General features: G+C 65.6%; 26 protein-coding genes. 15 read left to right on the plus strand and 11 right to left on the minus strand.

What is annotated here, in order from left to right:
• The first annotated feature begins 27 nt into the window (after positions 1–27).
• Both GCN75_RS11955 and GCN75_RS11960 read left to right on the plus strand, forming a co-directional pair.
• The gene (locus GCN75_RS11955; protein ID WP_152282710.1) at positions 28–363 is read left to right on the plus strand and encodes a hypothetical protein; all 336 of its coding nucleotides are present in this window, start codon (positions 28–30) and stop codon (positions 361–363) included.
• 280 nt (positions 364–643) lie between these two features.
• On the plus strand, positions 644–1279 hold the full coding sequence (locus GCN75_RS11960) for a phasin family protein (protein ID WP_152282711.1): 636 nt from the start codon (positions 644–646) through the stop codon (positions 1277–1279).
• 345 nt (positions 1280–1624) lie between these two features.
• Here GCN75_RS11960 and GCN75_RS11965 read toward each other — a convergent pair whose 3' ends face one another.
• A complete protein-coding gene (locus tag GCN75_RS11965) occupies positions 1625–2578 on the minus strand; it encodes an alpha/beta hydrolase (protein WP_152282712.1) in 954 nt (317 codons plus the stop codon).
• Between the two features lie 105 nt (positions 2579–2683).
• On the minus strand, positions 2684–3574 hold the full coding sequence (locus tag GCN75_RS11970; protein ID WP_152256054.1) for a LysR family transcriptional regulator ArgP: 891 nt from the start codon (positions 3572–3574) through the stop codon (positions 2684–2686).
• A 205-nt stretch (positions 3575–3779) separates the two neighbouring features.
• Between GCN75_RS11970 and GCN75_RS11975 the strand changes: the two genes are divergently transcribed.
• On the plus strand, positions 3780–4385 hold the full coding sequence (locus GCN75_RS11975) for a LysE/ArgO family amino acid transporter (RefSeq protein WP_152282713.1): 606 nt from the start codon (positions 3780–3782) through the stop codon (positions 4383–4385).
• A gap of 4 nt (positions 4386–4389) precedes the next feature.
• On the opposite strand, the gene GCN75_RS11980 is transcribed toward GCN75_RS11975, so the two are convergent.
• Positions 4390–5805, minus strand: coding sequence for a coniferyl aldehyde dehydrogenase (locus GCN75_RS11980; protein ID WP_226941319.1), 1416 nt, complete (start codon positions 5803–5805; stop codon positions 4390–4392).
• Between the two features lie 196 nt (positions 5806–6001).
• Here GCN75_RS11980 and trxC point away from each other — a divergent pair, with 196 nt between their 5' ends.
• From trxC to GCN75_RS12005, 5 genes are all read left to right on the plus strand, one after another.
• The gene (gene trxC / locus GCN75_RS11985) at positions 6002–6454 is read left to right on the plus strand and encodes a thioredoxin TrxC (protein WP_152282715.1); all 453 of its coding nucleotides are present in this window, start codon (positions 6002–6004) and stop codon (positions 6452–6454) included.
• Between the two features lie 70 nt (positions 6455–6524).
• Positions 6525–7046, plus strand: a complete 522-nt coding sequence (locus GCN75_RS11990) for a MarR family winged helix-turn-helix transcriptional regulator (protein WP_405002806.1) — start codon at positions 6525–6527, stop codon at positions 7044–7046.
• Positions 7043–7789 carry a HEAT repeat domain-containing protein gene (locus GCN75_RS11995; RefSeq protein ID WP_152282717.1) on the plus strand — a complete coding sequence of 249 codons (747 nt, stop codon included), beginning with the start codon at positions 7043–7045 and terminating at the stop codon, positions 7787–7789. The genes GCN75_RS11990 and GCN75_RS11995 overlap by 4 nt, the downstream gene beginning before the upstream one ends.
• A gap of 24 nt (positions 7790–7813) precedes the next feature.
• Positions 7814–8149 carry a DUF6616 family protein gene (locus GCN75_RS12000; RefSeq protein WP_152282718.1) on the plus strand — a complete coding sequence of 112 codons (336 nt, stop codon included), beginning with the start codon at positions 7814–7816 and terminating at the stop codon, positions 8147–8149.
• A gap of 77 nt (positions 8150–8226) precedes the next feature.
• On the plus strand, positions 8227–8820 hold the full coding sequence (locus GCN75_RS12005) for a DUF1287 domain-containing protein (protein WP_152282719.1): 594 nt from the start codon (positions 8227–8229) through the stop codon (positions 8818–8820).
• On the opposite strand, the gene pdxR is transcribed toward GCN75_RS12005, so the two are convergent.
• Entirely contained in the window at positions 8789–10261 is a 1473-nt protein-coding gene (gene pdxR, locus GCN75_RS12010; RefSeq protein ID WP_152282720.1) for a MocR-like pyridoxine biosynthesis transcription factor PdxR, read from the minus strand. The genes GCN75_RS12005 and pdxR overlap by 32 nt on opposite strands.
• A 104-nt stretch (positions 10262–10365) precedes the next feature.
• Here pdxR and GCN75_RS12015 point away from each other — a divergent pair, with 104 nt between their 5' ends.
• Positions 10366–10806 (plus strand): carboxymuconolactone decarboxylase family protein, encoded by a 441-nt coding sequence (locus GCN75_RS12015; RefSeq protein ID WP_086138404.1) that lies wholly within the window; start codon positions 10366–10368, stop codon positions 10804–10806.
• 79 nt (positions 10807–10885) lie between these two features.
• Positions 10886–11182, plus strand: coding sequence for a hypothetical protein (locus tag GCN75_RS12020; protein WP_152282721.1), 297 nt, complete (start codon positions 10886–10888; stop codon positions 11180–11182).
• A gap of 128 nt (positions 11183–11310) precedes the next feature.
• Here GCN75_RS12020 and GCN75_RS12025 read toward each other — a convergent pair whose 3' ends face one another.
• Positions 11311–12498 (minus strand): multidrug effflux MFS transporter, encoded by a 1188-nt coding sequence (locus GCN75_RS12025; protein WP_152282722.1) that lies wholly within the window; start codon positions 12496–12498, stop codon positions 11311–11313.
• A gap of 189 nt (positions 12499–12687) precedes the next feature.
• Between GCN75_RS12025 and epsC the strand changes: the two genes are divergently transcribed.
• Positions 12688–13626 carry a serine O-acetyltransferase EpsC gene (gene epsC, locus GCN75_RS12030; RefSeq protein ID WP_152282723.1) on the plus strand — a complete coding sequence of 313 codons (939 nt, stop codon included), beginning with the start codon at positions 12688–12690 and terminating at the stop codon, positions 13624–13626.
• An 88-nt stretch (positions 13627–13714) separates the two neighbouring features.
• Here the strand turns inward: epsC and GCN75_RS12035 are convergent, their stop codons facing one another.
• From GCN75_RS12035 to GCN75_RS12060, 6 genes are all read right to left on the minus strand, one after another.
• Complete coding sequence (locus GCN75_RS12035; protein WP_226941320.1) at positions 13715–14194, minus strand: META domain-containing protein; 480 nt, start codon at positions 14192–14194, stop codon at positions 13715–13717.
• An 85-nt stretch (positions 14195–14279) separates the two neighbouring features.
• Positions 14280–15185, minus strand: coding sequence for a subclass B3 metallo-beta-lactamase (bla, locus tag GCN75_RS12040; RefSeq protein WP_152282724.1), 906 nt, complete (start codon positions 15183–15185; stop codon positions 14280–14282).
• Between the two features lie 65 nt (positions 15186–15250).
• On the minus strand, positions 15251–16084 hold the full coding sequence (locus GCN75_RS12045) for a hypothetical protein (protein ID WP_226941321.1): 834 nt from the start codon (positions 16082–16084) through the stop codon (positions 15251–15253).
• A gap of 63 nt (positions 16085–16147) precedes the next feature.
• Positions 16148–17539, minus strand: coding sequence for an LLM class flavin-dependent oxidoreductase (locus tag GCN75_RS12050; protein WP_152282725.1), 1392 nt, complete (start codon positions 17537–17539; stop codon positions 16148–16150).
• A 3-nt stretch (positions 17540–17542) separates the two neighbouring features.
• Positions 17543–18370 (minus strand): MetQ/NlpA family ABC transporter substrate-binding protein, encoded by an 828-nt coding sequence (locus GCN75_RS12055; RefSeq protein ID WP_152282726.1) that lies wholly within the window; start codon positions 18368–18370, stop codon positions 17543–17545.
• A gap of 21 nt (positions 18371–18391) precedes the next feature.
• Positions 18392–19606 (minus strand): acyl-CoA dehydrogenase family protein, encoded by a 1215-nt coding sequence (locus GCN75_RS12060; RefSeq protein ID WP_152282727.1) that lies wholly within the window; start codon positions 19604–19606, stop codon positions 18392–18394.
• A 255-nt stretch (positions 19607–19861) separates the two neighbouring features.
• On the opposite strand from GCN75_RS12060, the gene ssuE reads away from it, so the two are divergent.
• Genes ssuE through ssuC form a run of 4 tightly spaced genes read left to right on the plus strand, consistent with a single transcriptional unit; the run spans position 19862 to position 23507 of the window.
• Complete coding sequence (gene ssuE / locus GCN75_RS12065) at positions 19862–20503, plus strand: NADPH-dependent FMN reductase (RefSeq protein WP_152282728.1); 642 nt, start codon at positions 19862–19864, stop codon at positions 20501–20503.
• Between the two features lie 24 nt (positions 20504–20527).
• The gene (locus GCN75_RS12070; RefSeq protein ID WP_193317477.1) at positions 20528–21532 is read left to right on the plus strand and encodes a sulfonate ABC transporter substrate-binding protein; all 1005 of its coding nucleotides are present in this window, start codon (positions 20528–20530) and stop codon (positions 21530–21532) included.
• A 21-nt stretch (positions 21533–21553) separates the two neighbouring features.
• The gene (ssuD, locus tag GCN75_RS12075; protein ID WP_152256036.1) at positions 21554–22714 is read left to right on the plus strand and encodes an FMNH2-dependent alkanesulfonate monooxygenase; all 1161 of its coding nucleotides are present in this window, start codon (positions 21554–21556) and stop codon (positions 22712–22714) included.
• A gap of 1 nt (position 22715) precedes the next feature.
• Complete coding sequence (gene ssuC, locus GCN75_RS12080; RefSeq protein ID WP_152282729.1) at positions 22716–23507, plus strand: aliphatic sulfonate ABC transporter permease SsuC; 792 nt, start codon at positions 22716–22718, stop codon at positions 23505–23507.
• Positions 23508–23514 lie beyond the last annotated feature (7 nt).

Below are 23514 nucleotides of genomic sequence, written 5' to 3' on the forward strand. Positions count from 1 at the left end.
CATCATTTATTCCTTGACGAGAGCAGCATGAAGCACAGCGCCACCCTGTTTGCCGACGATGCGGGCCGCTATGCCTATGTGAAAGCGGGATTCTCCTGGCCGGCGCTGTTGCTGGGCTCGTTCTGGGCCGTGGCCAAGCGCCGCTGGTGGCTGTTGCTGCTGATGCTGGCCATGGATGCCTGCCTGTGGTTTGGCAGCCATCTGGCCAGCGAACTGCGCATCGGCCCGATGATGCTGCTGATGGCCGGCGCGGAACTCAGTTACCTGCTGGCGCGCGGCTGGTACGGCAACCGCTGGCTGGAAGCGTCGCTGCGCAGCCATGGCTACAAGCCCGTCGTGCCGGGCACGGGCGCCACTCGCTGAGCCCGTCTGGCACAAATTTGCTTCTCCGTCACTGACGTTTGCCAAGGGCAAGCCGTCCAGCCAAAACTTTCTACGCAGCCTAGCGTACATTTGATCCAGATCATCCCTCACCTGCGGAGCTCACGTAGCCTTGGGACTCGCGTTGCAAAGCATCTCTCCACCAATCGGATATGTTTTTTCGCGCTTCGTGGCGTAGCCCGGCCGTCTGCCTAGCGGTTCGACAGCTGATCGCGTCGCCACCTGTTTCTGTCCACCCAACCGCTATTTAATGAGGAACTCCATGTATCCATATTCCCGTAGTGTTACCCCCGCCGCCAAAAACCACCTGGAAGCGCAACTGGCTTTTTTCAATGGCCTGTCGAAGTCCCTGTTCCAGTCGGTGCAGCACTTTAACGACCTGAACATGCAACTGGCGCAAGGCTTGCTGGAAGAAAGCACGGTCACCAGCCAGAACCTGCTGACGGTCGAGCGCGCCGAAGATGTGTTCCAGGTGGCTGCCGCAGCGGGCCAGCCAGCCGCCGAGCAACTGCGCAAGTACCAGCAGCAGGTATCGCGCCTGGCCGCCGATACGCAGGTCGAACTGGCCAATGTGGCAGAGCGGCATGTGAATGAAACGAGCCGTACCGCCAAGGCGCTGGCCGAGGAAGTGGCCCGTACGGCTTCGGAAGAAACGGAGAAAAACGTGCGCAAGCAACAGGAAGCCATGCAGCGCATTGCCGAACCGTTCCAGGCCTACCATCAAAACGGCGCCAACCGCGACCAGCAGCGTGGCGCGAGCCGTGACGGCCAAAGCCTGCAAAGCGCCGGCCAGCAGGGCAGCCAGCAGTCGGCCGGCAGCGAAAGCTCGGTCAGCGGCAGCGTATCGCAAGCCGGCTCCGCACAAAGCAAAAGCAGCAGCGCCAGCCGTAAAGAGTAAGCGGGCCGTTGCTGGCGGCTGATCCGCATCCTGGGCGCTGAGCCCCTGGTTAGAGCCTCGCGGTAGAGCCCCGGGTGATAGCCCTGCGATGCGGCTGGCCGTCACGCAGCGTGGTGCTGCTGGTGGCGCCATTCATGCAGCCATCCGTGCTGCCATTCATTGCGTTATTGGTCCGGGCAGAGCGCCCGTCCTTCAGGGGACGGGCGTTTTGTCGTGGGGCGCCTTGTACACCGCCGCAGCCTGGGGGGCGGTGCCTTGCTTCGACGCAGGACTGTGTGCCGTTGCAGGACCTTGTTCCGTTGCAGAAGCATGTTCCGTTGCAGAGCCTTGTACCGTTGCAGGACTTTACTCCGTGACAGCGCTTTGCGGCGTGGCGGGGCTTTTCGGCAAGACCATGGCTTGCGGCGTCAGCGCGGTCTCCACCTTGCTGTTGGCATCGATAAAAGCGCTCACAGCGTCGAGCGTGGGGGCCAGCATGCGCAAGGGGCTGGCCAGCGAGGCGACCAGGGTGGTATGGCTGACCTTGTCGAAATATGTTTCTGTCACGGGCCGTTGCTGCGCCCGCAAAGCCTGGGCCAGGCCACCTGTGTTGCGTTGTGGATTGACCAGCTTGTCCCGGCCAGGCAGGGGCGCGATCAGCAGGGCGGGCGGGGCCTCGGCAGTCACGTGATGGATGGGCTGCGAAGAGGCGGGCGTGTCCGGGTAAAAGAAGACGGGCCGGGTGGTGGTGTTTTCGATGGGCAGGAAATCATAGGGGCCGGCCAGGCCTATCCAGCCGCGCAAGTCGTGCGGGTGCATGCCGTGGCGCGCCAGCAGGCTGGCGTCGAGCGCCACCATCGCCGCATTGTAGGCGCCCGCGCTATGGCCCATCACGAACAGGCGCGCGGGATCGCCGCCATGGCGGCTGGACTCCATCGCGGCCCAGGCCACGGCGCGGGCCGCATCCTGCAAGATTTCGGGGTAGTGCACCTCCGGATACAGCCGGTAGTCGGCGATCACGGCCAGGTAGCCGCGCGCGGCGAGCGCGTGGCCCACGAAGGCGTAGTCGGCGCGTTCACCCGTCGTCCAGTTGCCGCCATAAAAGAACACCACCACGGGCACGGGCCCCGTACGGATCTTGGGGGCGTAGACATCGAGTTTTTGCCGTGGCAAGGGACCGTAGGCCAGGTCCCGCGTCACTTGCGAGGCGCTGCCGGACGACAAGGCATTGATGGCCGTCAAGGGCGAGCAGGCGGCCAGGCCGGCAGCCAGCGGGATGGCTGCCAGCAAGCCGAGCAAGGTGGTGCGCAGGATCGTCATGCCAGCTCCTGATTCTGATGAATGATGTTTGCAGTGTAGGCCAGGCAGGGCAGGGCGCGCACGGGGAAGTTGCAATTTGGCATAGATAACGGTTGCATGCGTCAATTAATCCTGTAACAGCCACTTGCGTGCCGTGGCGATGACGGCATCGGACAAGGTGCGCGTGAGGGGTGTCTGGATATCCCAGGCGTGCCAGGTCAGGGGCACATCGAGTGCCTGTCCGGCCGCCACGTCGACCAGCCTGCCGGCCGCCAGCGCCGTTTCCGCCTGCAGCAGGGGCACCATGCCATAGGCATAGCCCGCTTCGATGAAGCGCACGAAGTCGCGCGCGGAACCGAGCACATGGTGCGGATAGCGGCCCGTGTAGCCGAGGCGGTGCTGCAGGTAGCGCTCGTGCAGCGCATCCTTGCTGCCAAACGTGATGGCGGGCGCCTGGCTGACGGCCTCTACCGTAAAACCCTGGGGAAACCATTGCTGCGCGAACGCGGGCGACGCCACGCACAGGTAGCGCATGCCGCCCAGCGGCGTGGCCGTGGTGCCGGCCACCAGGTCGTTGGCGCTGGTGACGCAGGCAAATACGCGTCCTTCGCGCAGCTGGCTCAGGGTGTGGTCCTGGTCGTCGAGGCGGATATCGAGCAGGCATGACGGCGGCGTCAGCAGCGGCCCCAGCGCTTCCGGAATCCAGGTGGCGGCGCTGTCCGCGTTGACGGCAATGGCCAGCTCCGGCAATTGCGTGGTGGGGCCGGGCTGGGCGTCGAGCGCCGCTTCGAGCAGCTTGACTTGCCGGTAATGGGCGATCAGGCGCTGGCCCGCTTCCGTGGGCAGGGGCGGGTGGCTGCGGATGATCAGCAGGGTGCCTTCCAGGTTTTCCAGGGTGCGGATGCGCTGCGACACGGCCGGCTGGCTGATCGCCAGCGCCTGCGCGGCCTTTTCAAAGCTGCCCAGGCCGATCACGGCGTCGAGGGCGGCCAATCCACGGTAATCGACGACGCGCATAAGAAACTCTTATATATGGTTAGAATCATTCATTATACTTATATTTACTTTTTCTTTACACTGTTGAAATAGGGTAACAACTCCACTCTGCCGCGCGGTCCTGCTGGTACCGCCTCACCCTCCACCTACCTTTTGATGCCTTTGCCGCTAGCGGCAGAGCGTGGGCGGCCGTGCGCGTGATGGAAAGCAATAGAAAGGAATGATGATGGATAGCGCAATTTTCTTGAAAGGCATGGGGCTCGGAGCGAGCCTGATCGTGGCCATCGGCACGCAAAACGCATTCTTGCTCAAACAGGGCTTGAAGCGCCACTACGTGCTCACCTGCATCCTGGTTTGCCTGGTGTGCGACGCCATCCTGATCACGGCCGGCGTGGCCGGCATGGGCACTTTCATTGCCGACAACCCTAATTTCCTGCTGTGGGCCAAGGCCGGCGGTGCCACCTTCCTGATCGCCTATGGCTTGCGTGCGGCCAAGTCCGCCTGGCGCCCCACGGCCATGACGGTGTCGGCGGCCAAGTCGCCCGAAGGCTACTGGGCCGTGATCGGCGCGGCGCTGGCGTTCAGCCTGCTGAACCCGCACGCCTTCCTCGATACGGTCATCCTGCTCGGTTCGATCGGCGGCCAACATGAAGGCGTGGGACGCTTCTACTTTGCCGGCGGCGCCATCATGGCGTCGGCCCTGTGGTTCTTCCTGCTGGGCTTTGGCGCCCGCTACCTGGCGCCCGTGTTTGCCAAGCCCATGGCCTGGCGCGTGCTCGACGGCATCATCGCCCTCGTGATGTGGGCCATCGCCGCCTCGCTGTTCCTGTAAAGCATCAACGCGTGAGGAAGGCCAGCACGCGGCTGGCCAGCTTGCCGTACGGCGGCCACAGCAGTTTTAGCGTGCTGAAGCGGGCCTGGTAGAACACGGGCCGCAGCTTGCTGAAGGTGTGAAAACCTTCGACGCCGTGGTAGTGGCCCATGCCGGACTCGCCCACGCCGCCGAACGGCAAGTCGTGCTGGCCCACGTGGAACAGGGCGTCGTTGACGGACACGCCGCCCGACATCACGCGGTCGATCAGCAACTGCACCGTGCGGGCCTGCTTGCTGAACGGATAAATGGCCAGCGGGCGCGGTCCCGCATTGATGCTGTCGATCACGGTATCCAGGTTCGCATAGCCGCGCAGCGGCAGGATGGGACCGAAGATTTCGCGCGTGAGCAGCAGGCAGTCCTCGGGAGCGTCGAGCACGATGTGCGGCGCGATCTTGCGCGTGGCCCGGTCGTGGCTTGGGCCCGGCAACAGCGAAATCACTTGCGCGCCCCGTGCGCGCGCTTCGTCGAGCGCCTGCAGCAGGCGTTCAAAGGCGGCCTCGTCGATGATGGAAGTGTAGTCGGGCGTGTCCAGCCGCGGGTAGCGCGTGGGCACGATCTGGCGCGCATGCTCGACGAAAGCGGCGATGCCCGCTTCGGGCAGCCAGGCATGGTCGACGCTGGTGCAGATTTGCCCCGCGTTCAGGAACTTGACGAACAAGATGCGTTCGGCAGCCGTGCGCAAGTCGAAATCGGCGCAGACGATGGCCGGCGCCTTGCCGCCCAGTTCCAGGGTGACGGGGCACAGATTGTGCGCGGCGGCCGCCATGACGGCCCGGCCCGTCTGGCCGGACCCTGTAAACAACAGGTGGTCGAACGGCAGTTGCGAAAAAGCGATGCCCACGCCGCCCGTTTCATCAAAAAACTGCAATTTTTCCCGCGGAAAATAAGCGGGCATCCTGTCGATCAGCAGCCGGGCCAGGTGGCGCGAGTTTTCGCTCATCTTGACCATGGCGCGGTTGCCGGCGGCGAAGATGTAGGTCAGAGGCACCAGGCTCAGGTTGACGGGGAAATTCCACGGCACGATGACGCCCACCACGCCCAGCGGCTGCGGAATCACGCGGTTGCGGGCGCCAAGGAAATTGCGCCAGTCCACGCCACGGCGCTGTGGCCGCATCCATTTTTTCAAATGTTTCAGGACGTGGTCGATGCCGTCGATGGCGGGAAAGATCTCTGCCAGCAAGGTTTCGTGCCGGGAACGGTTGCCGTAATCGGCGCTGATCGCCTCGCACAGCGCTTCCTTGTGGTCGCGGATGAAGCGCTGCAAGGTTTGCAGGTCGCGCCTGCGCTCGGCAAGCGTGGGCACGGGATGGGCCAGGTAGGCGGCGCGCTGGCGTGCCAAGGTGGCGTCGAGCGCAGCGTGCGCCGGGGGAGCGGTCATGTGCATGGGTTTCCTTGCGTGGGCTGGCAGTGTCGTCCCGGGCAGGGGACGGCAATCCGATAATGATGCATATTACGCAGTATTTATGGCCAGGCAACAATTATCCGCTGTCAATCGTGCGCGGCGGCCCTGAGGGCACACGAATCGCCGTAGAATGCCTGTTTGCCGACTCAACCTGCTTGCATTCAGGAATGCCATGACCTCGACCACGCCCGATTCCCTGCACATCGTTTGCCCCCATTGCGACGCCGTCAACCGCTTGCCCCATGCCCGGCTGGGCGAGCAGCCCACCTGCGGCAAGTGCCAGAAGGAGCTATTCATGGGGCAGCCCGTGGACCTGGCCAGCGCCCGTTTCCTCAAGCATATCGAACGCAGCGACATTCCCGTGCTGGTGGACTTCTGGGCGCCGTGGTGCGGTCCCTGCCGCAGTATGGCGCCATTCTATGTGCAGGCCGCCAAGATCCTGGAACCGGCGTTTCGCGTCGTGAAGGTGAATACGGAGGCGTCGCCGGACCTGGGCAGCCGTTTCAATATCCGCAGCATTCCCACCCTGGCCCTGTTTCGCAAGGGCGTGGAAGTGGCGCGCCAGCCGGGCGCCATCGATGCGCAAGCCATCGTCGCGTGGGCGAGGGACAAGGCGCGGTTCTAGGCGCATGGGAAAGCCGTTCAGGTTTTCCATTTGACATTCAATATGGTGCCATATTATATTGCGCCATATGATAAAACTCGAACAGAAATACACGGCCCTGCTGGGCGACGTGCAGCGCCGCGCCATCGGCGGGGGCGTGCCCGCAGCCATGGGGCAGTTGCGCCTGTGCTTTGAATTGCTGGGCCTTGCATCCGCCATCGATGGCGATTGCGCCACGCGCCTGGGCCGGCACGGCTTGTCGGAGGGCAAGTTTGTCTTGCTGTTCCTGCTGCGCGACGCGCCCAAGGGACTCTCGCCGCACGAACTGGCCGAGCGGGCCGGCGTGACGCGCGGCACCATCACGGGCTTGCTCGACGGCCTGGAGCGCGACGGCTTCCTGGCCCGCCACGCGGACCAGCTCGACCGGCGCAAGCTGCTGGTACGCCTGAGCGCCAAAGGTGAAGCGGCGGCCGCGACCCTGGTTGATGAACATGCGCAATGGATCGCCAGCCTGTTTGCCGATTTCACGCAGCAAGAAATGCAGTTGCTGAGTTCGCTGCTGGAAAAAGCCTGGCGCAAGACGGACAGCGGCGACACGCAGGGCGCGCCATGAGCGGCGGCATCGCCGACATCGCTCCCGCGCGCCTGGCCCTGCTGAACGGGGGGAGCGTGGCCAGCGCCACCCTGACGGAAGGGCTGGCCATCGATTTCGCCGTGCTGCTGGCCGCCGCGGTGCCCGGTATCGGCGCCGGCCGGCTGGAGCGCATGCATGCGCACGCGGCGGCCGGCATCACGAGGCGCATGGCGCTGGCGGCGCAATTGCTGCTGGAAGCCAACGCCGACCTGGCGCCGCTGCAAACGCACCCGTCCGACACGGTGCGGGGCTGGGTCTGCTTTGCCATCGCAGCCCAAACCGGCTTGACCTTGCCGCAACTGCTGGCGGCCATGCGGCCACTGGCCGACGACGGGCACTTCGGCGTGCGCGAGTGGGCGTGGCTGGCGCTGCGGCCCCGGCTCGCTGCCGAGCTCGCGGATGCCATCGCGCTGCTGGTCCCATGGACGGCGGACCCGTCGGAACGAGTGCGCCGCTTTGCCTGCGAAGCGCTGCGCCCGCGCGGCGTGTGGTGCGCGCATATTGCCCAGCTAAAAGCGCAGCCGCAGCTGGCCTTGCCCCTGTTGCAAGCATTGCGGGTGGACCCGGCCGTTTACGTGCAGGATTCCGTGGCCAACTGGCTCAACGATGCAGCCAAAAGCCAGCCGGACTGGGTGCGTGCCCTGTGCGCGCACTGGCTGCAGGACAGTGCCAGTGCGGCCACGCAGCGCATCTGCAAGCGGGCCCAGCGCTCGCTGGCCTGACGATTGATTACCCAAGGAGCAACCATGCATTATCTGTTGGAACTGTACAGCCCGAAACCCGCCTGGCTGGCCCTCGACGCCGCTGCGCGTCAGGCGTATTTCGATGCGGTGGGCGCCGGCATGGCGGCCTTGTCCGGCATGGGCGCCGAAGCGCTGGCCATGGGCGCGCTCGACGGCGGCAAGCTGCACGGAGCGCCGCAGCAATTCTATGCCGTCTGGCGCTTCCCGGACGAGGCGGCACTGGATGCCTTGCTGGCCGGCATCGCCGCCACGGGCTGGCACGATTACTTCGACACCGTCAATGCGGCGGGACCGGCCGTGGATTTCCCTGCCCACCTGGGCCAGCTGGCAGCGCTCTAGACAAACGGCGCATTTTCGTCGCATCAGGTACAGTTTGCCGTATTGCCATAACGCATCGCTACAATAGCCTGACTGCCATGCCATCCAGACTGCTCTCCACCCTGTTATTCGTCCTGTTGCCGCTGGCGCTGCATGCCGCGCCGGCACCCACCCCGCAAGCCCTCGTCGCCGCGGCCCGCAGCCAGGTGGGCGTGACCCTGCAGTACGACCCGCGCTATGAACGCCTCGCGTATCCGGGCGGCGACGTGCCGCTCGAGCGGGGCGTGTGCACGGACGTGGTCGTGCGCGCCTACCGCCAGCTGGGGCAGGACTTGCAGGTGCTGGTGCACGAGGATATGCGCAAGGCGTGGCAGGTGTACCAGCAACAGGGGCGCTGGCAGATGAAGGCGCCGGACCGCAATATCGACCACCGCCGCGTGCCGAACCTGGGCACCTACTTTGCCCGCCATGGCACCAGCTTGCCGCCAAGCAAGGAAGCGCACGCTTACCGCGCAGGGGACATCGTCACCTGGCGTTTGCCGCGCAACCTCACGCATATCGGCATCGTCAGCGACAAGCAGTCGTGGGGCGGCGTGCCGCTCATCATCCACAACATCGGCGAGGGCGCGCGCGAGGAAAATATCCTGTTCAGCTATCCGATTACGGGACACTATCGCTGGCAGCCCCGCTGAGGGGCAGGGGCGCCATGTCTTGCAGGATCGCCAGCACCTTGGCCAGCGCCGTGTCGATATCGAGCCTGTCGATGGCGCCATAGCCGAGGAACAGGCCTTCATGGCGGGCGGGGCCATGGTAAAAGCTGGACAGCGCATACAGGCTGATGTCGGCCAGGCGGGCGCGGCGCAGCAATTCGGCGATATCGAGCGGCGCCTGCGCCAGGGCCGCCACGTGGAAGCCGGCGCTGGCCGGCACCAGGCGGAACCACGGCGCCAGCGGACCGTTGAACCAGTACTGCAGCCGCTCGCGCCGTCCCGCGTAGATATCGTGGCAGCGGCGTATGTGGCGCAGCAGGTGGCCATCGTGGATGAACTTGGCCAGCGCATGCTGCCCCAGGCTGGCCGTGTGGCAATCGCTCAGGTATTTCACCGTCTGCATGGCGGCCACGATGGCCAGCGGCAGCACCACATAGCCCAGCCGCAGTTCCGGCACCATGATCTTGGAAAAGCTGCCCACGTGGGCCACGACGCCGTAGCGGTCCATGCTTTGCAGGGAATCCTCGGGCCGGCCCTCGTAGCGGAAGGCGCTGTCGTAATCGTCTTCGATGACGATGGCGCCCAGCTGGTGCGCCCGCTCCAGCAAGGCATGGCGGCGCGCCATGCTCATCGGCATGCCGAGCGGGAATTGATGCGCGGGCGTCACATAGATCAGGCGCGTGCCGTCGGGGATCTGCTCCACCATGAGGCCATCCTCGTCCACCTCGACACCCACCACGCGCGCGCCCTGGCTGGCGAACACGGCGCGCGCCACGGGGTAGCCGGGTTCTTCCACGGCAACCGTGTCGCCCGGTTCCAGCAGGGTTTGCGCCAGCAGATGCAAAGCCTGCTGCGCGCCGCTGGTGACGAGTACCTGTTCGTCGGTGCAATGGATGCCGCGGCTGAAGGCGGCATGGCCGGCAATCGCCGCGCGCAAGGCGGGCAAGCCTTCCACGGGGCCGTAGCGGCCGCGCGCCTGGCCGCCCTGGCGCAGCGCATGCAGCATGCAGGCGCGCCATTCATCCTGGGGAAAGTGCGATGGCGTGGCGCGTCCGCCGATGAAGGCGTAGCGCGCGGGCGTTTCCTGGCTGGCCCGGCGCAAGGGCGTGGGCGCCGCTTCCCAGCGGGCGATGCGCTGGGCGCTGGCCAGCGGCGTGCTGGCGTGGCGCCGCTGCGGCGAGGCGTGCGGCGTCTGCACGAAGCTGCCCACGCCGACCTTTCCTACCAGCAGCTTTTCATAGCCGAGCCTGTCATACACGTCGGACACCGTCTTGCGCGACAGGCCCAGCTGGCTGGCCAGCAGGCGCGAGGGGGGCAATTGCTGGCCGTCGGCCAGGCGGCCCGAGCGGATGGCTTCGCTGAGCTGGCGATACAGCTGGCCGCCCAGGTCGCGCGTGCCGTCGATCAGGATATGTAATTCCATGGGGTATCTGTTGGTGGTCTGCCGTTTTTCGGCAGGATTGGCCTGCCGCGCGCGTTGCCCGCGCTTCTACAATAGTGCATCTTTACTTGATCAAGGAATGCATCATGACACAGCAACGACTCGATTTCACACAAGCTTCGCCGGACGCCGTCAAGGCCATGTATGCGCTGGAAGCGGCCATCGCCAAACTGGGCGTGGAACACTCGCTGCTCGAGCTGATCCGCCTGCGCGCCTCTCAGATCAATGGCTGCGCTTTCTGCGTGGACATGCACACGAGCGATGCGCGCAAGGCGGGCGAAACGGAACGCCGTTTGTACGCCGTGTCCGTCTGGCGCGAAACGCCGTTCTTCACGCCGCGCGAGCGGGCCGTGCTGGCCTGGACGGAAGCGCTGACCCTGCTGCCGCAGAACCATGCGTCCGACGCAGACTACGCGGCGCTGGCGGAACAGTTGACGCCGGCCGAGATGGTCAACGTCACCCTGGCCATCGGCTCCATCAATACGTGGAACCGTCTGGCCGTGGGTTTCCGCAAGATGCCCGAGTAAATCCTGTGTTCGTTCGCGAACAGACGCCTGGCTGGTCCCTGCGTAGGCTGCAAGATAATTGATCAGCCAGGGAGCAGCCATGCAAGTACATATCGGGGAAGGCGCCGAAAAGACGCCGGAACAGCTGGAAGAAGCGCGCCGCGCATTCATCGCGGAACTGTGGCGGCGCTTTGAAACCTTGCAGGAATGGGCCGTCAGCCACTGGCCCGACCAGCACAACCCCCTCAGTTCCGCCGACTTCGTGGAGGCGCGCAAGGAGATATTGAGCTTGCGTTCGCCGGCCGGTTCCCTGAACCAGCCAGCCCCGCGCGACGGCGCGGAACCGGAGCAGGGCGGGGCGCAGTATGTCGATGTGACCCCTGCCCCCTGGCCTTGAGGAGCGCCTGAGAAAACGTCCATGACTGCGTTGCCGTGCCTTGCCGTACTAGCGTACTGCCTGCGGCACGGCGCCTTGTCCTGAACGTTTTTCAGGCGCTCCCGACCTGAAAAATCCGCTGTAAAAAGCTACTGCTTGACCGCTTCCGCTTTCCCGCCCTGCGCAAACACCCAGCACAACAAACTCACCAGCAGCCCCGCCATCACCCCATACGCCAGATTCAAGGCGCTGTCGAACAGTAGCGGCGCCACCAGGCCCGACACCAGCGCGAACAGCAGCATCTGGATGAACGACTGCATCGACGACGCCAGGCCGCTGTTGTTGGGGAAGTGGTTGAGCGCCATCAGGGTCATCGGCGGCATGGCGATCGACAGGGCGAACGAGTAGAAGAACAATGGCAGCACGGCCCATGGCACTTCGGCAGCAAAGAAGTAGTTGTAGCCGATGTTGGCCAGCGCGGCCACCAGCATCAGGATGAAACCGGCCCAGATCATCTGGCGCTGGCTGTAGCGGTGGGCGATCTTCGCCGACAGGGCCGAGCCGAACACCATGCCGCTAATCAGGGGAATGAACAGCCAGGCAAATGCCGTTTCCGGCAGGTGCAGGATGTTGATGATGAAGTAGGCGGCCGAACCGATGTACAGGGCGAAGCCGCCAAAGGCGGCGCCGATGGCCGTCGACAGCAGCAGGAACTGGCGGTGGCACAGCACTTTCCAGTAATTGACGGCGATGCCGCCCAAGTGGAAGGCGTGGCGCTGTTCCTTCGGCAAGCTTTCCGGCAGCGCGCGCCAGACGACGACGAACATCAGCACGCCGAAGGCCGTCAGGAACCAGAAGATCCAGCGCCAGCCCAGGCTCACCTGCATCCAGCCGCCCAGTACGGGGGCGATGGCAGGCGCCAGCGCGAACACCATCATGATGTGCGAGAGGATTTTTTGCGCGGCGGCGCCCGAATAGCGGTCTTGCACGATGGCGCGGCCGATCACGGAGCCAGCGCCCGCCGACAGCCCCTGCAGCACGCGCCAGGCCAGCAGCCAGCCCAGCGACGGCGCCAGCGCGGCGCCCACGGAGGCGATCACATACAGCACCAGCGAGACGAGAATCACGGGACGGCGGCCGAACGAGTCGGACAAGGTGCCGTAGAACAGCATCATGAAAGCAAACGTGAACAGGAAAAAGCTCAGGGTTTGCTGCACCAGCAGGGGGCTGGCATTGAAGTCGTGCGCGATGGCAGGGAAAGACGGCAGATAGGTGTCAATTGCAAGCGGTCCGACCATCGCCAGGCCCGCCAAAATCCATGTTAATAATTTAGTCATGTTGAACAGTGTTTTTGTTAGTCCGTCATTTTACGCTAGTGCCCGGAATCGGGTTTGGCGCGGGCGCGGTTTGCCGTTCATATGCGTTTTTCGCATATCAAACCTTGGAATCCTTCGTTTGCTTTGCCTGCCGCCGCCGTTAAGCTGGGGCGACCCGGCTTGTTTGCCGTTTTCTGGAAGTGATACGCCATGCACAGCATTTATCCCGCAGCGCCCGCCGACGACACGGCCCAGTGGAACCTGGGGCCCGTGATCCAGGCCTTGCGCAGCTCGCGCGAAGACAAGCACAAGATCCGCCATAACGGCAGGGTGCGCGAACTGCCGTCGCGCGAGGCGCTCACCACCATCGTCAACGGTTTGTCGGCCGCCCTGTTTCCCACGCATTACGGGCGGCCCAACCTGACGGACGAAAGCATCGATTATTTTGTCGGCGACACGCTCAACACCACCTTGAACCGCCTCAGCGAGCAGGTGCGGCGGGGCCTGCTGTTTTCCGTTCCGGCCGGCGATGAGCACGATGCCGCCAGCGACGATGCGGCGCTGGCGGCAAAGGCGCGCGACATCACGCGCGCGTTCGCCGCCAGCCTGCCTGACATCCGCGCCCTGCTGGTGTCGGACGTGCAGGCAGCCTATGCGGGCGACCCGGCCGCCACCTCGGTGGCCGAGATCATGCTGTGCTATCCGGGCACCATCGCCATCCTGTACCACCGCCTGGCGCACCAGCTGCACGCGCTGGGCGCGCCGTTCCTCGCGCGCCTGGTCGCCGATATCGCGCACACCTTGACGGGCATCGACATCCACCCGGGCGCGCACATCGGCGCGTCCTTCTTCATCGACCACGGCACGGGCGTGGTGATCGGCGAGACGGCCATCATCGGCCAGCGCGTGCGCCTGTACCAGGCCGTCACTCTGGGGGCCAAGCGCTTTCCTGCCGATGCCAGCGGCGCCCTGATCAAGGGTACGCCGCGCCACCCCATCGTCGAGGACGACGTGGTGATTTACGCGGGCGCGACCGTGCTGGGGCGCATCACCATCGGCGCGGGATCGACCATCGGGGGGAATGTGTGGCTGACGCAGAGCGTGCCGCCAGAAAGCAATGTATCGCAGGCGCAGATGCGCAACGACTGAAGAGTGGCCGAGAAAACGTCCATGACGGCGTTGCAGCGCCTTGCCCTGAACGTTTTTCGGGCACTCTTCACATGCGGGAGTGCGGGTTTTACTTCACCGTCAGCGCTTCATAGCGCGCCACGGGCACGCCATCCTTCAGCAGCAGCAATTCCTGGTCGGCGTAGCGGTAGCCGTTGACTTCGCCCAGGGTGGTCAGCAGCAGGCGTTCCAGGTCCATGTCCTGCGGCTGGCACATCATCATGGTGCCGGCCATCTGCCCGAAGGCGAGGGTGCTGACGCCATCGCTGGTGTAGCCGCCCATCATCTGGTTGCAGCCGCTGTGGCCACTGGCGCGGCCTTCGGCCAGCAGCAGGGTCACTTCGCGCTGCTCGGGCGCCTTGCGCACCACTGGCTTGCCCTTCAATTCCTTCAGTTTCCACTGCGTTTCCGTCAGTTTCGGCGCCGGCCTGGCGGGCGAGGTGGCGCCGGGCGCGGCGGCGGCAGCGTCGCTGCGCACGGGCGTTTGCGCGCAGCCGGCGGTGATGGCGACGATGGCGGCGAGGGGGATCAGTCTGGCGAGTGTGAACATGGCATTTCCTTCTTCAAATGAATGGCGCCAGCGTAGCAGATCGGCGCCACGCCAGCGTGCACGGTTGACAAGCGCATTGGCAAGCTTACTGCTGTTTTTCCTGTTCCAGTCGGGAGTCGAGCAGGGTGCGCGCCGCCGCCACGTAGGCGCGGCACGCTTGCGGGTCGACAAAGGCGTCGCTGTCGGCCGTGGCGCTCGCTTCCAGCCGCTCCCATAATTGCGACGCTTCCGGGTGGGCCGAGATCAGCACGTCGCAGGGCAGTTTTTCCAGCGTCTCGAAGCTGTGGCGCAGATCCGCCAGCGCGTTCGGATATTCGCTGCTGGCGCTGAACTTGAAGCCGGGACGCGAGACGGCGTTGATGCTGTCCGCGTACACCATGTTCAGGCAGCGGGGGCCGTCGCACGATTGCCAGGTCCAGCTCAGGCCTCCGGGCGTGTGGCCCGGCGTGGCATGCGCCGTCAGCGTAATGGGGCCCACATTGAAATGGCTGCCGTCGCGCGCCAGGCGCATGTCCTTCACGGGCGGGTACGCGGGCAGCGCGTGGTATTGCGGGTCGTCCGGCCCCACTTCGCCCGACGCCAGGTCCAGCGCGGCCGACGGGCTGGCGGCGACCAGCGCATTGCTGCGCCGCTGCAGTTCGGCCAGTCCGCCCGCATGGTCGATATGGCCATGCGAATTGAGGATCAGCTTGACGTCTTCGATGCGCAGGCCCAGCGCGGCGATATTGGCGATGATCTTCGGCGCCGATTCCGGCAAGCCGCCGTCGATCAGCACATGGCCTTGCGGCGAGGTGATGAGCACGGAACTGAGGCCCTTCACGCCCACATAATAGGTATTGCCGAAGATGCGGAACGGCGGCTGGTCCGCATTCCAGACGGCGCAGACGTCGCAGCCCGGCGTCGGCGGCGTGGCCGGCGCCTGCGCCAATGCCAGGGTGCCGTGGCCTGCCAGCAGCGCCAGTGCCAGCGCGCGTGTAAGAGTGGGGGGCATTGCGATCCTTATCCGTGTTGCCAAGGTGGCGTATGCTGACATGGAACGGGGCCGGACGCAAACGCCTATGGAGCGGCGGGCGGCGTGCCGGCGGCATCCGGCTGGTAGACCAGTTCGATCAGGGTATCGTCCCCGTAGCGGGTGTCGCCGATGGGGGACAGGAAGGCGTGGCCTTCCTTTTCCACCTTCAGGGCGATGCGGCGCTCGCCATCGAGCAAGGTGGCGCTGGCGATGGCCTGGTCGCTGCGGGTGTGCATCTTGAGCTGCTCGGAAGCGCACCAGTCGGTGGTGCGCAGCAGGGTGCCGACCAGGGTGCGTATCCAGAACGGTATCTCTTTCTTGGCGATGGCAACCGTCACCTGGCATTGCAGGCGCAGGTCACCCAGGCGGCGCATGCCGGCCGGCACGCCGTCGCTGTGTATGGACGGCTGCCAGCGGTAATTGCCCTTTTTCTTGTTGGTGACCAGGTCCGCGTCCTCGCTGTCCGCTTGCGCGCTGCGCGGCAGCGTGAAACTGCCGTCGGCGGCCAGGGGCAGCGCAATCGAGGTTTCGTTGCCGGCGATGCGCAAGGCCAGGTCCTGCATGGCGTCCGCCGGCGCGCGGCTGCCCGCGACCAGCTTGAAGCGCACTTCGCGCGCCCCGGGCGCCAGCGCATGGTAGTCATCGAAGGCGTCGAGGCCGGCCGCCATCACGCGGTACGATTTCAGTTCCGGATTGCGGATGCTGTTGATGTGGATGGACTGGCCGGTTTCCGCCGGCGCCTCGGCAGGCGCGTCAGCCTGCGTGGCGGCTTGCGCCGCGGCTTGGCTGCCGCACAGCAGGCCGGCGGCCAGGGCTGCGCAGGAGAACAGGAATACCGGTTTGCATGGAGAGAAAAAGGAATGCACGCGCTTGCCCATGTGTTTTCAACATGGCAAGCTAACATGAATGGCAAGGCTTGTCACTGGCCCGCTGTCAGGCGCTCATGCCGCGGCCAGGGTGGCGCTGCCGGATTCGATGCTGACCTGCCGGCCCGCATGGCTGGCGGGCAGGCGCGGGCCCTGGCCGAAGACCTTGTGGCGCAGGGTGCCTTCCTCGTAGCGGGTGCGGTAGCGGCCGCGCCGCTGCAGTTCCGGCACGATGTAGTGCACGACGTCGGCCATGCTGTCGTGGGCCACGGCGAAGGCGAGATTGAAACCGTCGATGCCCGTTTCATCGAGCCAGCTTTCCAGCTGGTCGGCCACCTGGCGCGCGTCGCCGACGATGACGGGGCCGCGTCCGCCCAGGCCGATGTATTCGGCTGCCTCGCGCACCGTCCATGTGCGGTCCGGGTCGGCCTGGCTGAACGAGGCCAGCGCCGAGCGGCCGGCCGGGGAATCGATGTATTCGATGGTGGCGTCGAGCGGGTAGCGGCTGAAATCGACGCCCGTCCAGCCGGACAGCAGCACCAGCGCCGCCTCGATATTCACGTGGCGCAGGTAGCCGGCGTGTTTGGCGCGCGCTTCTTCTTCCGTGGCGCCCGTGATGACCAGCGCCTGCGCGTAGATCAGCAGCGCGTCGCCATCGCGCCCGCTTTGCCGCACGGCGGTGCGCAAGTCGTCGGCGTAGCATTTCACCACCGTCTTGCTGGGGCCGCTGACAAAGGTGGCTTCCGCATGGCGCGCCGCAAAGCGCGTGCCGCGCGGCGAGGTACCCGCCTGGTACAGCAGGGGCGTGCGCTGCGGCGACGGTTCGCACAAATGGATGCCGGGCACCTGGTAGTGGCGCCCGGCATGGTTGATCGGATGGACGCGGGCCGGATCGGCGTAGATGCCGCGCGCCTTGTCGTTGACGACGGCGTCGTCGTCCCAGCTCTTTTCCCACAGCTTGTAGACGACGTCCAGGTATTCATCGGCCAGGTCGTAGCGTTCGTCGTGGCCCAGCTGCTGGTTCAAGCCCAGGTTGCGCGCCGCGCTATCGAGGTAGCCGGTAACGATATTCCAGCCGATGCGCCCGCCCGTCAGGTGATCGAGCGTGGAGATGCGCCGCGCGAACGTGTACGGGTGCTCATAGGTGAGGGCGCAGGTGACGCCGAAACCCAGGTGCGTGGTGGCCTGCGCCATGATGGGCACGAGGGCAAGCGGGTCGTTCAGCGGCACCTGCACGCCGTGTTCCAGGGCCGCATCGAGGCTGCCCCGGTACACGTCATACACGCCCAGCACGTCGGCCAGGAATACGGCGTCGAACAGGCCCGCTTCCAGCAGCCGCGCCAGTTCCGTCCAGTGGGCGGGATCGGTATAGCGGTGGCTGCGGTCGCGCGCATGCGTCCACAGGCCCGGCGACTGGTGGCCCACGGTATTCATCTGGAAGGCGTTGAAGCGTATCGTCTTGGCCATGGCTTATTTGGCTGCCGTCTGCAAGGCCAGCTGGTAATCGGGTTTCGAGTAGCCGGCAAAGTGTTTATTGGTGATGTCGAGGAATTCGCGCGAGCGGTAGGCGGCCGCCAGGTCCCTGGCGAACTGCTTGTCCTTGTCGGCCGTGCGCACGGCCACCAGATTGATGTAGTTGGGCGAGATCTTCTCGGCCACCAGCGCATCCGTCAGTTTCAGCCCGGACGCCAGCGCGTAATTGCCGTTGATGAAGGAGTAATCGGTGTCGCCCAGCGAGCGTGGCAGCTGCGCCGCTTCCAGCGGCAGCAGCTTGATTTTCTTCGTGTTGACGGCGATATCCTTTTCCGAGGCGCGCACGGGGTCGAAGCTGGGGCGCAGCTTGATCCAGCCGAGCTGGTCGAGCAGCACCAGCGCGCGCGCCTGGTTGGTCGGATCGTTCGGCAAACCCACCGTCGTGCCTTCCTTCACGTCGTCCAGCGTCTTGTGCTTCTTGCTGTAGATGGCGATCGGCGCCGTGGGTATCGTGATCAGGTCCGTCAGCGCCAGCTTGTGCTCCTGCGCGAACTTCTTCAGGTAGACGATGTGCTGGAAGACGTTGGCGTCCAGCGAGCCTTCGGCCAGCGCGAAGTTGGGCTGGATGTAGTCGTTGAATTCCACCAGCTTGACCTTGTAGCCCTGTTTTTCCAGGATAGGCTTGATGCCCAGCTTGATCTGGTCCGCGTACGGCCCGGCGCTGGTGCCGATGGTGATGTCCTTGGGGTCCTTGGCGAGGGCGAAACCGCTGGACAGGGCGAGGGTCAGGGCGGTGAGCAGTACGGTGCGGCGGGCGATGGTCATGGTGGCTCCTTGGTGGGTGGATCAGGAATACGCCGTCGGCTCGGGCACGGTGCCGTTCAGGGCAAAGCGTCCCAGGTCGCGCAGCTTGTAGTCGATGGGGTCGTGCAGGGTGTGCACGCGCACGTTGCGCCAGTAGCGGTCGAAGCCATACTGGGCCGAGGTGGAACGGGCGCCCGTCAGTTCGAACATCTGGCTGCTGATTTCCAGGCCCGCCTTGTGCGCCAGGCACTTGGCTTCGGCCACGGAAACGGCCAGCAAGCCCCGTTCGCGCGCCGTCACCAGCGAGCCTTTGCGGAAAACCTTTTCCAGGTCCTGCGCCGCGCCGTCGGCCAGCACTTGCGCGGGACGCAGCAGCAGCCAGAGCTGGCCGTAGCGGTGCTGCAGCAAGGGGTCGTCCGTTGCCTTGGCCACGCCCGAGGCAAACCAGGCCTTCGCCTGCTCGTCCGTGTAGCGGCGCGCCGCCTCGAACGCGCCTTCGGCGATGCCAAGGTACAGGTTCGCCATGATCAGCTGCGCGATCTGCGAGCGCACGGTGGCTTGCGGCGTGGCGGCTTGCGCAGGCTGCTGCAGCACCAGCTCGCGCGGCAGGGCGACGGCCTGGAAATGCACATTGCCGCTGTCCGTCTGGCGCTGGCCGAAGGCGTCCCAGTCCGCCTGCACGGTCACGCCGTCCTGGCGCGTGGGCAGGGCGGCGATCAGCGCCGTCTGCGTGGGCGCGTGCCAGGCCGAGACGGTCAGCCAGTCCGACCCCACGGAGCCGGAAGAAAAGCTCTTGATGCCGTCGAGGATAAAACCGTCGTCGCTGTCGGCCGCGATGACCCGCTTGTCGAGGGGATTCAGGGCATTGCCCCAGAACAGGCGCTCGTCGACGGTGAGTGTCAGCAGGCGGCGCTGCTGCTGCGCGCTGCCATACAGCTGCAGGCCGGCCAGCTGCAAATGGTGGAAGCCGAAGACGTGCGCGAGCGCGCTGTCGGCCCGCGCCAGGATGCGGATCACCTGGTACACGAGGGGCCACGACGCGCCCTGGCCGCCGAACTCCACGGGAATCGACAAGGTCAGCAGGCCTGACTCGCGCAGCCATTCGCGCTCCTGGGCCGCATGGCCGCCGGCCTGGTCTCGGGCATTGGCCGTTTCGGCCAGGCGCGCGGCCAGCGTGGTGGCAATGCGGATGGCGTCCTGCAGGGGTTCCGGCGCGGGTGCGGCGGGGCGGGTGGCATGGAGAAAAGCGCTAGACATGGGACAGTTCCAGAAAGACGATGCAGCCGATATTGCACCGCCGGGCGCGCGCCGTACACGAAGAAAACCGCACATGGATATGCGAAAAAAGCCAGGCTGCCGCCTGCGCCATGGCGTGCGGGGCGTCAGTGCCGGATAGTCGGAAAACGCATATCGAAGCGCGAAAGCATTCGTTTTGCCGGGCCCCTGATGGCGATAGGCTGCAAGCATCTTGAGTAGTCAAATCAATCGATCACGCACAGGGACGGACATCACATGAGCATCTTGTTATTGGGCGGCAGCCCGCAACTCCCATCGAGTTCCAGCCGTTTGCTCGCGCATATCGGCGAACAGCTGGCGCTGCAAGGCCATCACTACGCCAGGCTGCACGTGCGCGACCTGCCGGCGCGCGCCCTGCTGCTGGCCGACTACGACGACGCGGCGATTGCCCGCGCCGTGCGCGCCGTGGCCGACGCCGACGCCATCGTGATCGCCACGCCCATCTACAAGGCGTCGTATACGGGCTTGCTGAAGGCCTTCCTCGACCTGCTGCCGCAGGATGGCCTGGCGGGCAAGCTGGTGCTGCCGCTGGCCACGGGCGGCGGCCATGCCCACACCCTGGCGCTCGACTATGCGCTGCGCCCCGTGCTGCACGCGCTGGGCGCCAAGCAGGTATTCACCAGCATTTATGCCAATGCGCAGCAGCTGGAGTGGCACGAAGAGCATGGCCTGAGCCTGGATGCGCCGATCGCCGCGCGCGTGCAGGCCGGCATCGAGGAACTGTCCACCGGCCTGTTCGTGCTGCAGGGACAGCGCCCGCCCGTTCCGGCGCCAGCGCATGCTGCGGCCGCGGATGCTTCCGTGCCCGGCCGTTCGCTGCAGGACCAGCCGTACGCGCCCCGATTTCAAGCCGCCTGATTACTCACCGACCAAGGAACTGCCATGACACACCGCCACGCACAACGACTCTCGCGCCGTACCACTTTGGGCTTGCTGTTTGCCGCCGCCGCTGGCGTGATGACGGCCGGCATGCCCGCCGCGGCGCAGGCGCAGGCCAAGGGGGAAGTGCAGGTGCGTATTGGTTATCAGAAGTACGGCACCCTGACCCTGCTCAAGGGGCGCGGCACCCTGGAAAAACGCCTGGCCGAGCAGGGCGTGGGCGTGAAATGGACGGAATTCCCGGCCGGCCCCGTGCTGCTGGAAGGCCTCAACGTGGGCAGCATCGATTTCGGCACCGTGGGCGAGGCGCCCCCCATCTTTGCGCAGGCGGCCGGCGCCAACCTGGTGTATGTCGGCAATGAGCCGGCGTCGCCGGCCAGCGAAGCCATCGTCGTGCCCAAGGGTTCCGGCCTGCGCACCCTGGCCGACTTGAAGGGCAAGAAAATCGCCCTGAACAAGGGCTCGAACGTGCACTACCTGCTGTTGAAGGCGCTGGAAAAGGCGGGTGTCGCGTATGCCGACATCCAGCCCGTGTTCCTGCCGCCGGCCGATGCACGCGCCGCCTTCGAGCGGGGCAGCGTGGATGCCTGGGCCATCTGGGACCCGTTCCTGGCGGCCGCGGAAAAGCAGCTGGGCGCCCGCGTGCTGGCCGATGGCAAGGGCCTGGTGGCGAACTACCAGTTTTATCTCGCTTCGCGCACGTATGCGGAAAAAAATCCCGAGATCCTGCGCATCGTGCTCGACGAGGTGGCCAAGGTCGATGACTGGGGCCGCAACAACCCGGACGAAGTGGCGACGATTCTCGCCGCGCAGACGGGCTTGGGCAAGGATGTCGTGGCGCTGGCCGCCTCGCGCTATGCGTATGGCGTCAAACCCGTGTCGGTCGACGTGATCGCCTCGCAGCAAAGGGTGGCCGATGCGTTTTCCAGCCTGAAGCTGATACCGAAACCGATCGTCGTCAAGGACGCCCTGTTGCCGGCACGCCAGCTGGCCACCAGCACAAAATAAACAGAAAAAGGAAAGCGCACCATGTCATTGAATGTCTTCTGGTTCATCCCTACCCACGGCGACAGCCGCTACCTGGGCACGTCGCAGGGCGCACGCCCCGTCGATGCCGATTACCTGCGCCAGGTGGCCGTGGCCGCCGATACCCTGGGCTACGACGGCGTGCTGCTGCCGACGGGCCGCTCCTGCGAAGATGCGTGGGTGGTGGCCTCGTCCCTGATCAGCGTGACGCAAAAGCTGAAATTCCTCGTGGCCATCCGCCCCGGCCTGTCCACGCCGGGCCTGGCCGTGCGCATGGCCTCCACCTTCGACCGCCTGTCGAACGGGCGCCTGCTGATCAACGTCGTCACGGGCGGCGACCAGGGCGAGCTGGAAGCGGACGGCCTGTTTGCCGACCACGCCAAGCGCTATGAAATCTCCGATGAATTCATCAAGGTGTGGCGTGCCACCCTGGCGGGCGAGGGCGGCGCTGCCGGCTACGATTTCGAGGGCAAGCATATCCAGGTGAAGGGCGCGAAAACCCTGTATCCGCCCGTGCAGAAGCCATACCCGCCCCTGTATTTCGGCGGTTCGTCCGAGCCCGCGCATGAACTGGCGGCCGAGCAGATGGACGTGTACCTGACGTGGGGCGAGCCGCCCGCCGCCGTGGCGGAAAAGATCGCCGACATCCGCGCGCGCGCCGCCAAGCGGGGCCGCACGGTGCGCTTCGGCATCCGCCTGCACGTGATCGTGCGCGAAACGAACGAGGCGGCCTGGCGCGCGGCCGATGAACTGATCAGCCACCTGGACGACGACATCATCGCCAAGGCGCAGGCGGCCTTCGGCAAGATGGATTCCGTGGGCCAGCAGCGCATGGCGGCCCTGCATGGCGGGCGGCGCGACAAGCTCGAAGTGTCGCCCAACCTGTGGGCCGGCGTGGGCCTGGTGCGCGGCGGTGCGGGCACGGCCCTGGTGGGCGACGGCCCGACGGTGGTGGCGCGCATGCAGGAATACGCGGACCTGGGCATCGATACCTTCATCTTCTCCGGCTATCCGCACCTGGAAGAGTCGTACCGCTTTGCCGAACTGGTGTTCCCGCTGCTGGGCAAGGGCAAGGCCGTGGGTGAGCAATCGTTGAGCGGCCCTTTCGGCGAGGTCATGGCCAGCAATATCGTGCCGGCCGCGCCGCAGAAAAAGGCGGCCTGAGATGGCGGCCAGCTCCATACAACGGGCCGGCGCCGCGTCCTGGCGCAATGGGCTGGCGCCGTGGGCCTTGCCCGTGGCGCTGCTGCTGGCCTGGCAGCTGGCGGCGCAGTGGGGCTGGCTGTCGAGCCGCATCCTGCCCGAGCCGTGGGCCGTGGCGAAGGCCTTCTGGCACCTGGCCGCGTCGGGCGAATTGTGGCTGCACCTGAAAACGAGCTTGTGGCGCGCCACCGTCGGTTTCGTCGTCGGCGCGGGACTGGGCTTGCTGCTGGGCCTGCTGACGGGCAGCTTCCGCCATGCGGAAACCCTGCTCGACACGACCTTGCAAATGGTGCGCAACATCCCCGCGCTGGCCCTGATCCCGCTGGTGATCCTGTGGTTCGGCATCGACGAGACGGCCAAATTGTTCCTGCTGGCCGTCGGCGTGTTCTTTCCCGTCTACCTGAACACCTTCCACGGCATCCGTTCGGCCGACCAGGGCTTGATCGAAATGGCGAAAAGCTACGGCCTGTCCGGCTGGCCCCTGTACCGCGACGTGATCCTGCCGGCCGCCATGCCCTCCATTCTGGTGGGCGTGCGCTTCTCGCTGGGTCTCGTGTGGGTACTGCTGATCGTCGCCGAGACCATCTCGGCGCAGGCCGGCATCGGCTACATGACCATGAATGCACGCGAATTCCTGCAAACGGACGTGGTACTGGTGGGGATTTTGCTGTACGCCTTGCTGGGCAAGCTGGCCGATCTGTTCTCGCGGGGGCTGGAGCGCCATTGCCTGCGCTGGAATCCCGCCTACCGATAATGATTGA

This window comes from Janthinobacterium violaceinigrum (genome assembly GCF_009208555.1).
Lineage (GTDB): Bacteria > Pseudomonadota > Gammaproteobacteria > Burkholderiales > Burkholderiaceae_D > Janthinobacterium > Janthinobacterium violaceinigrum.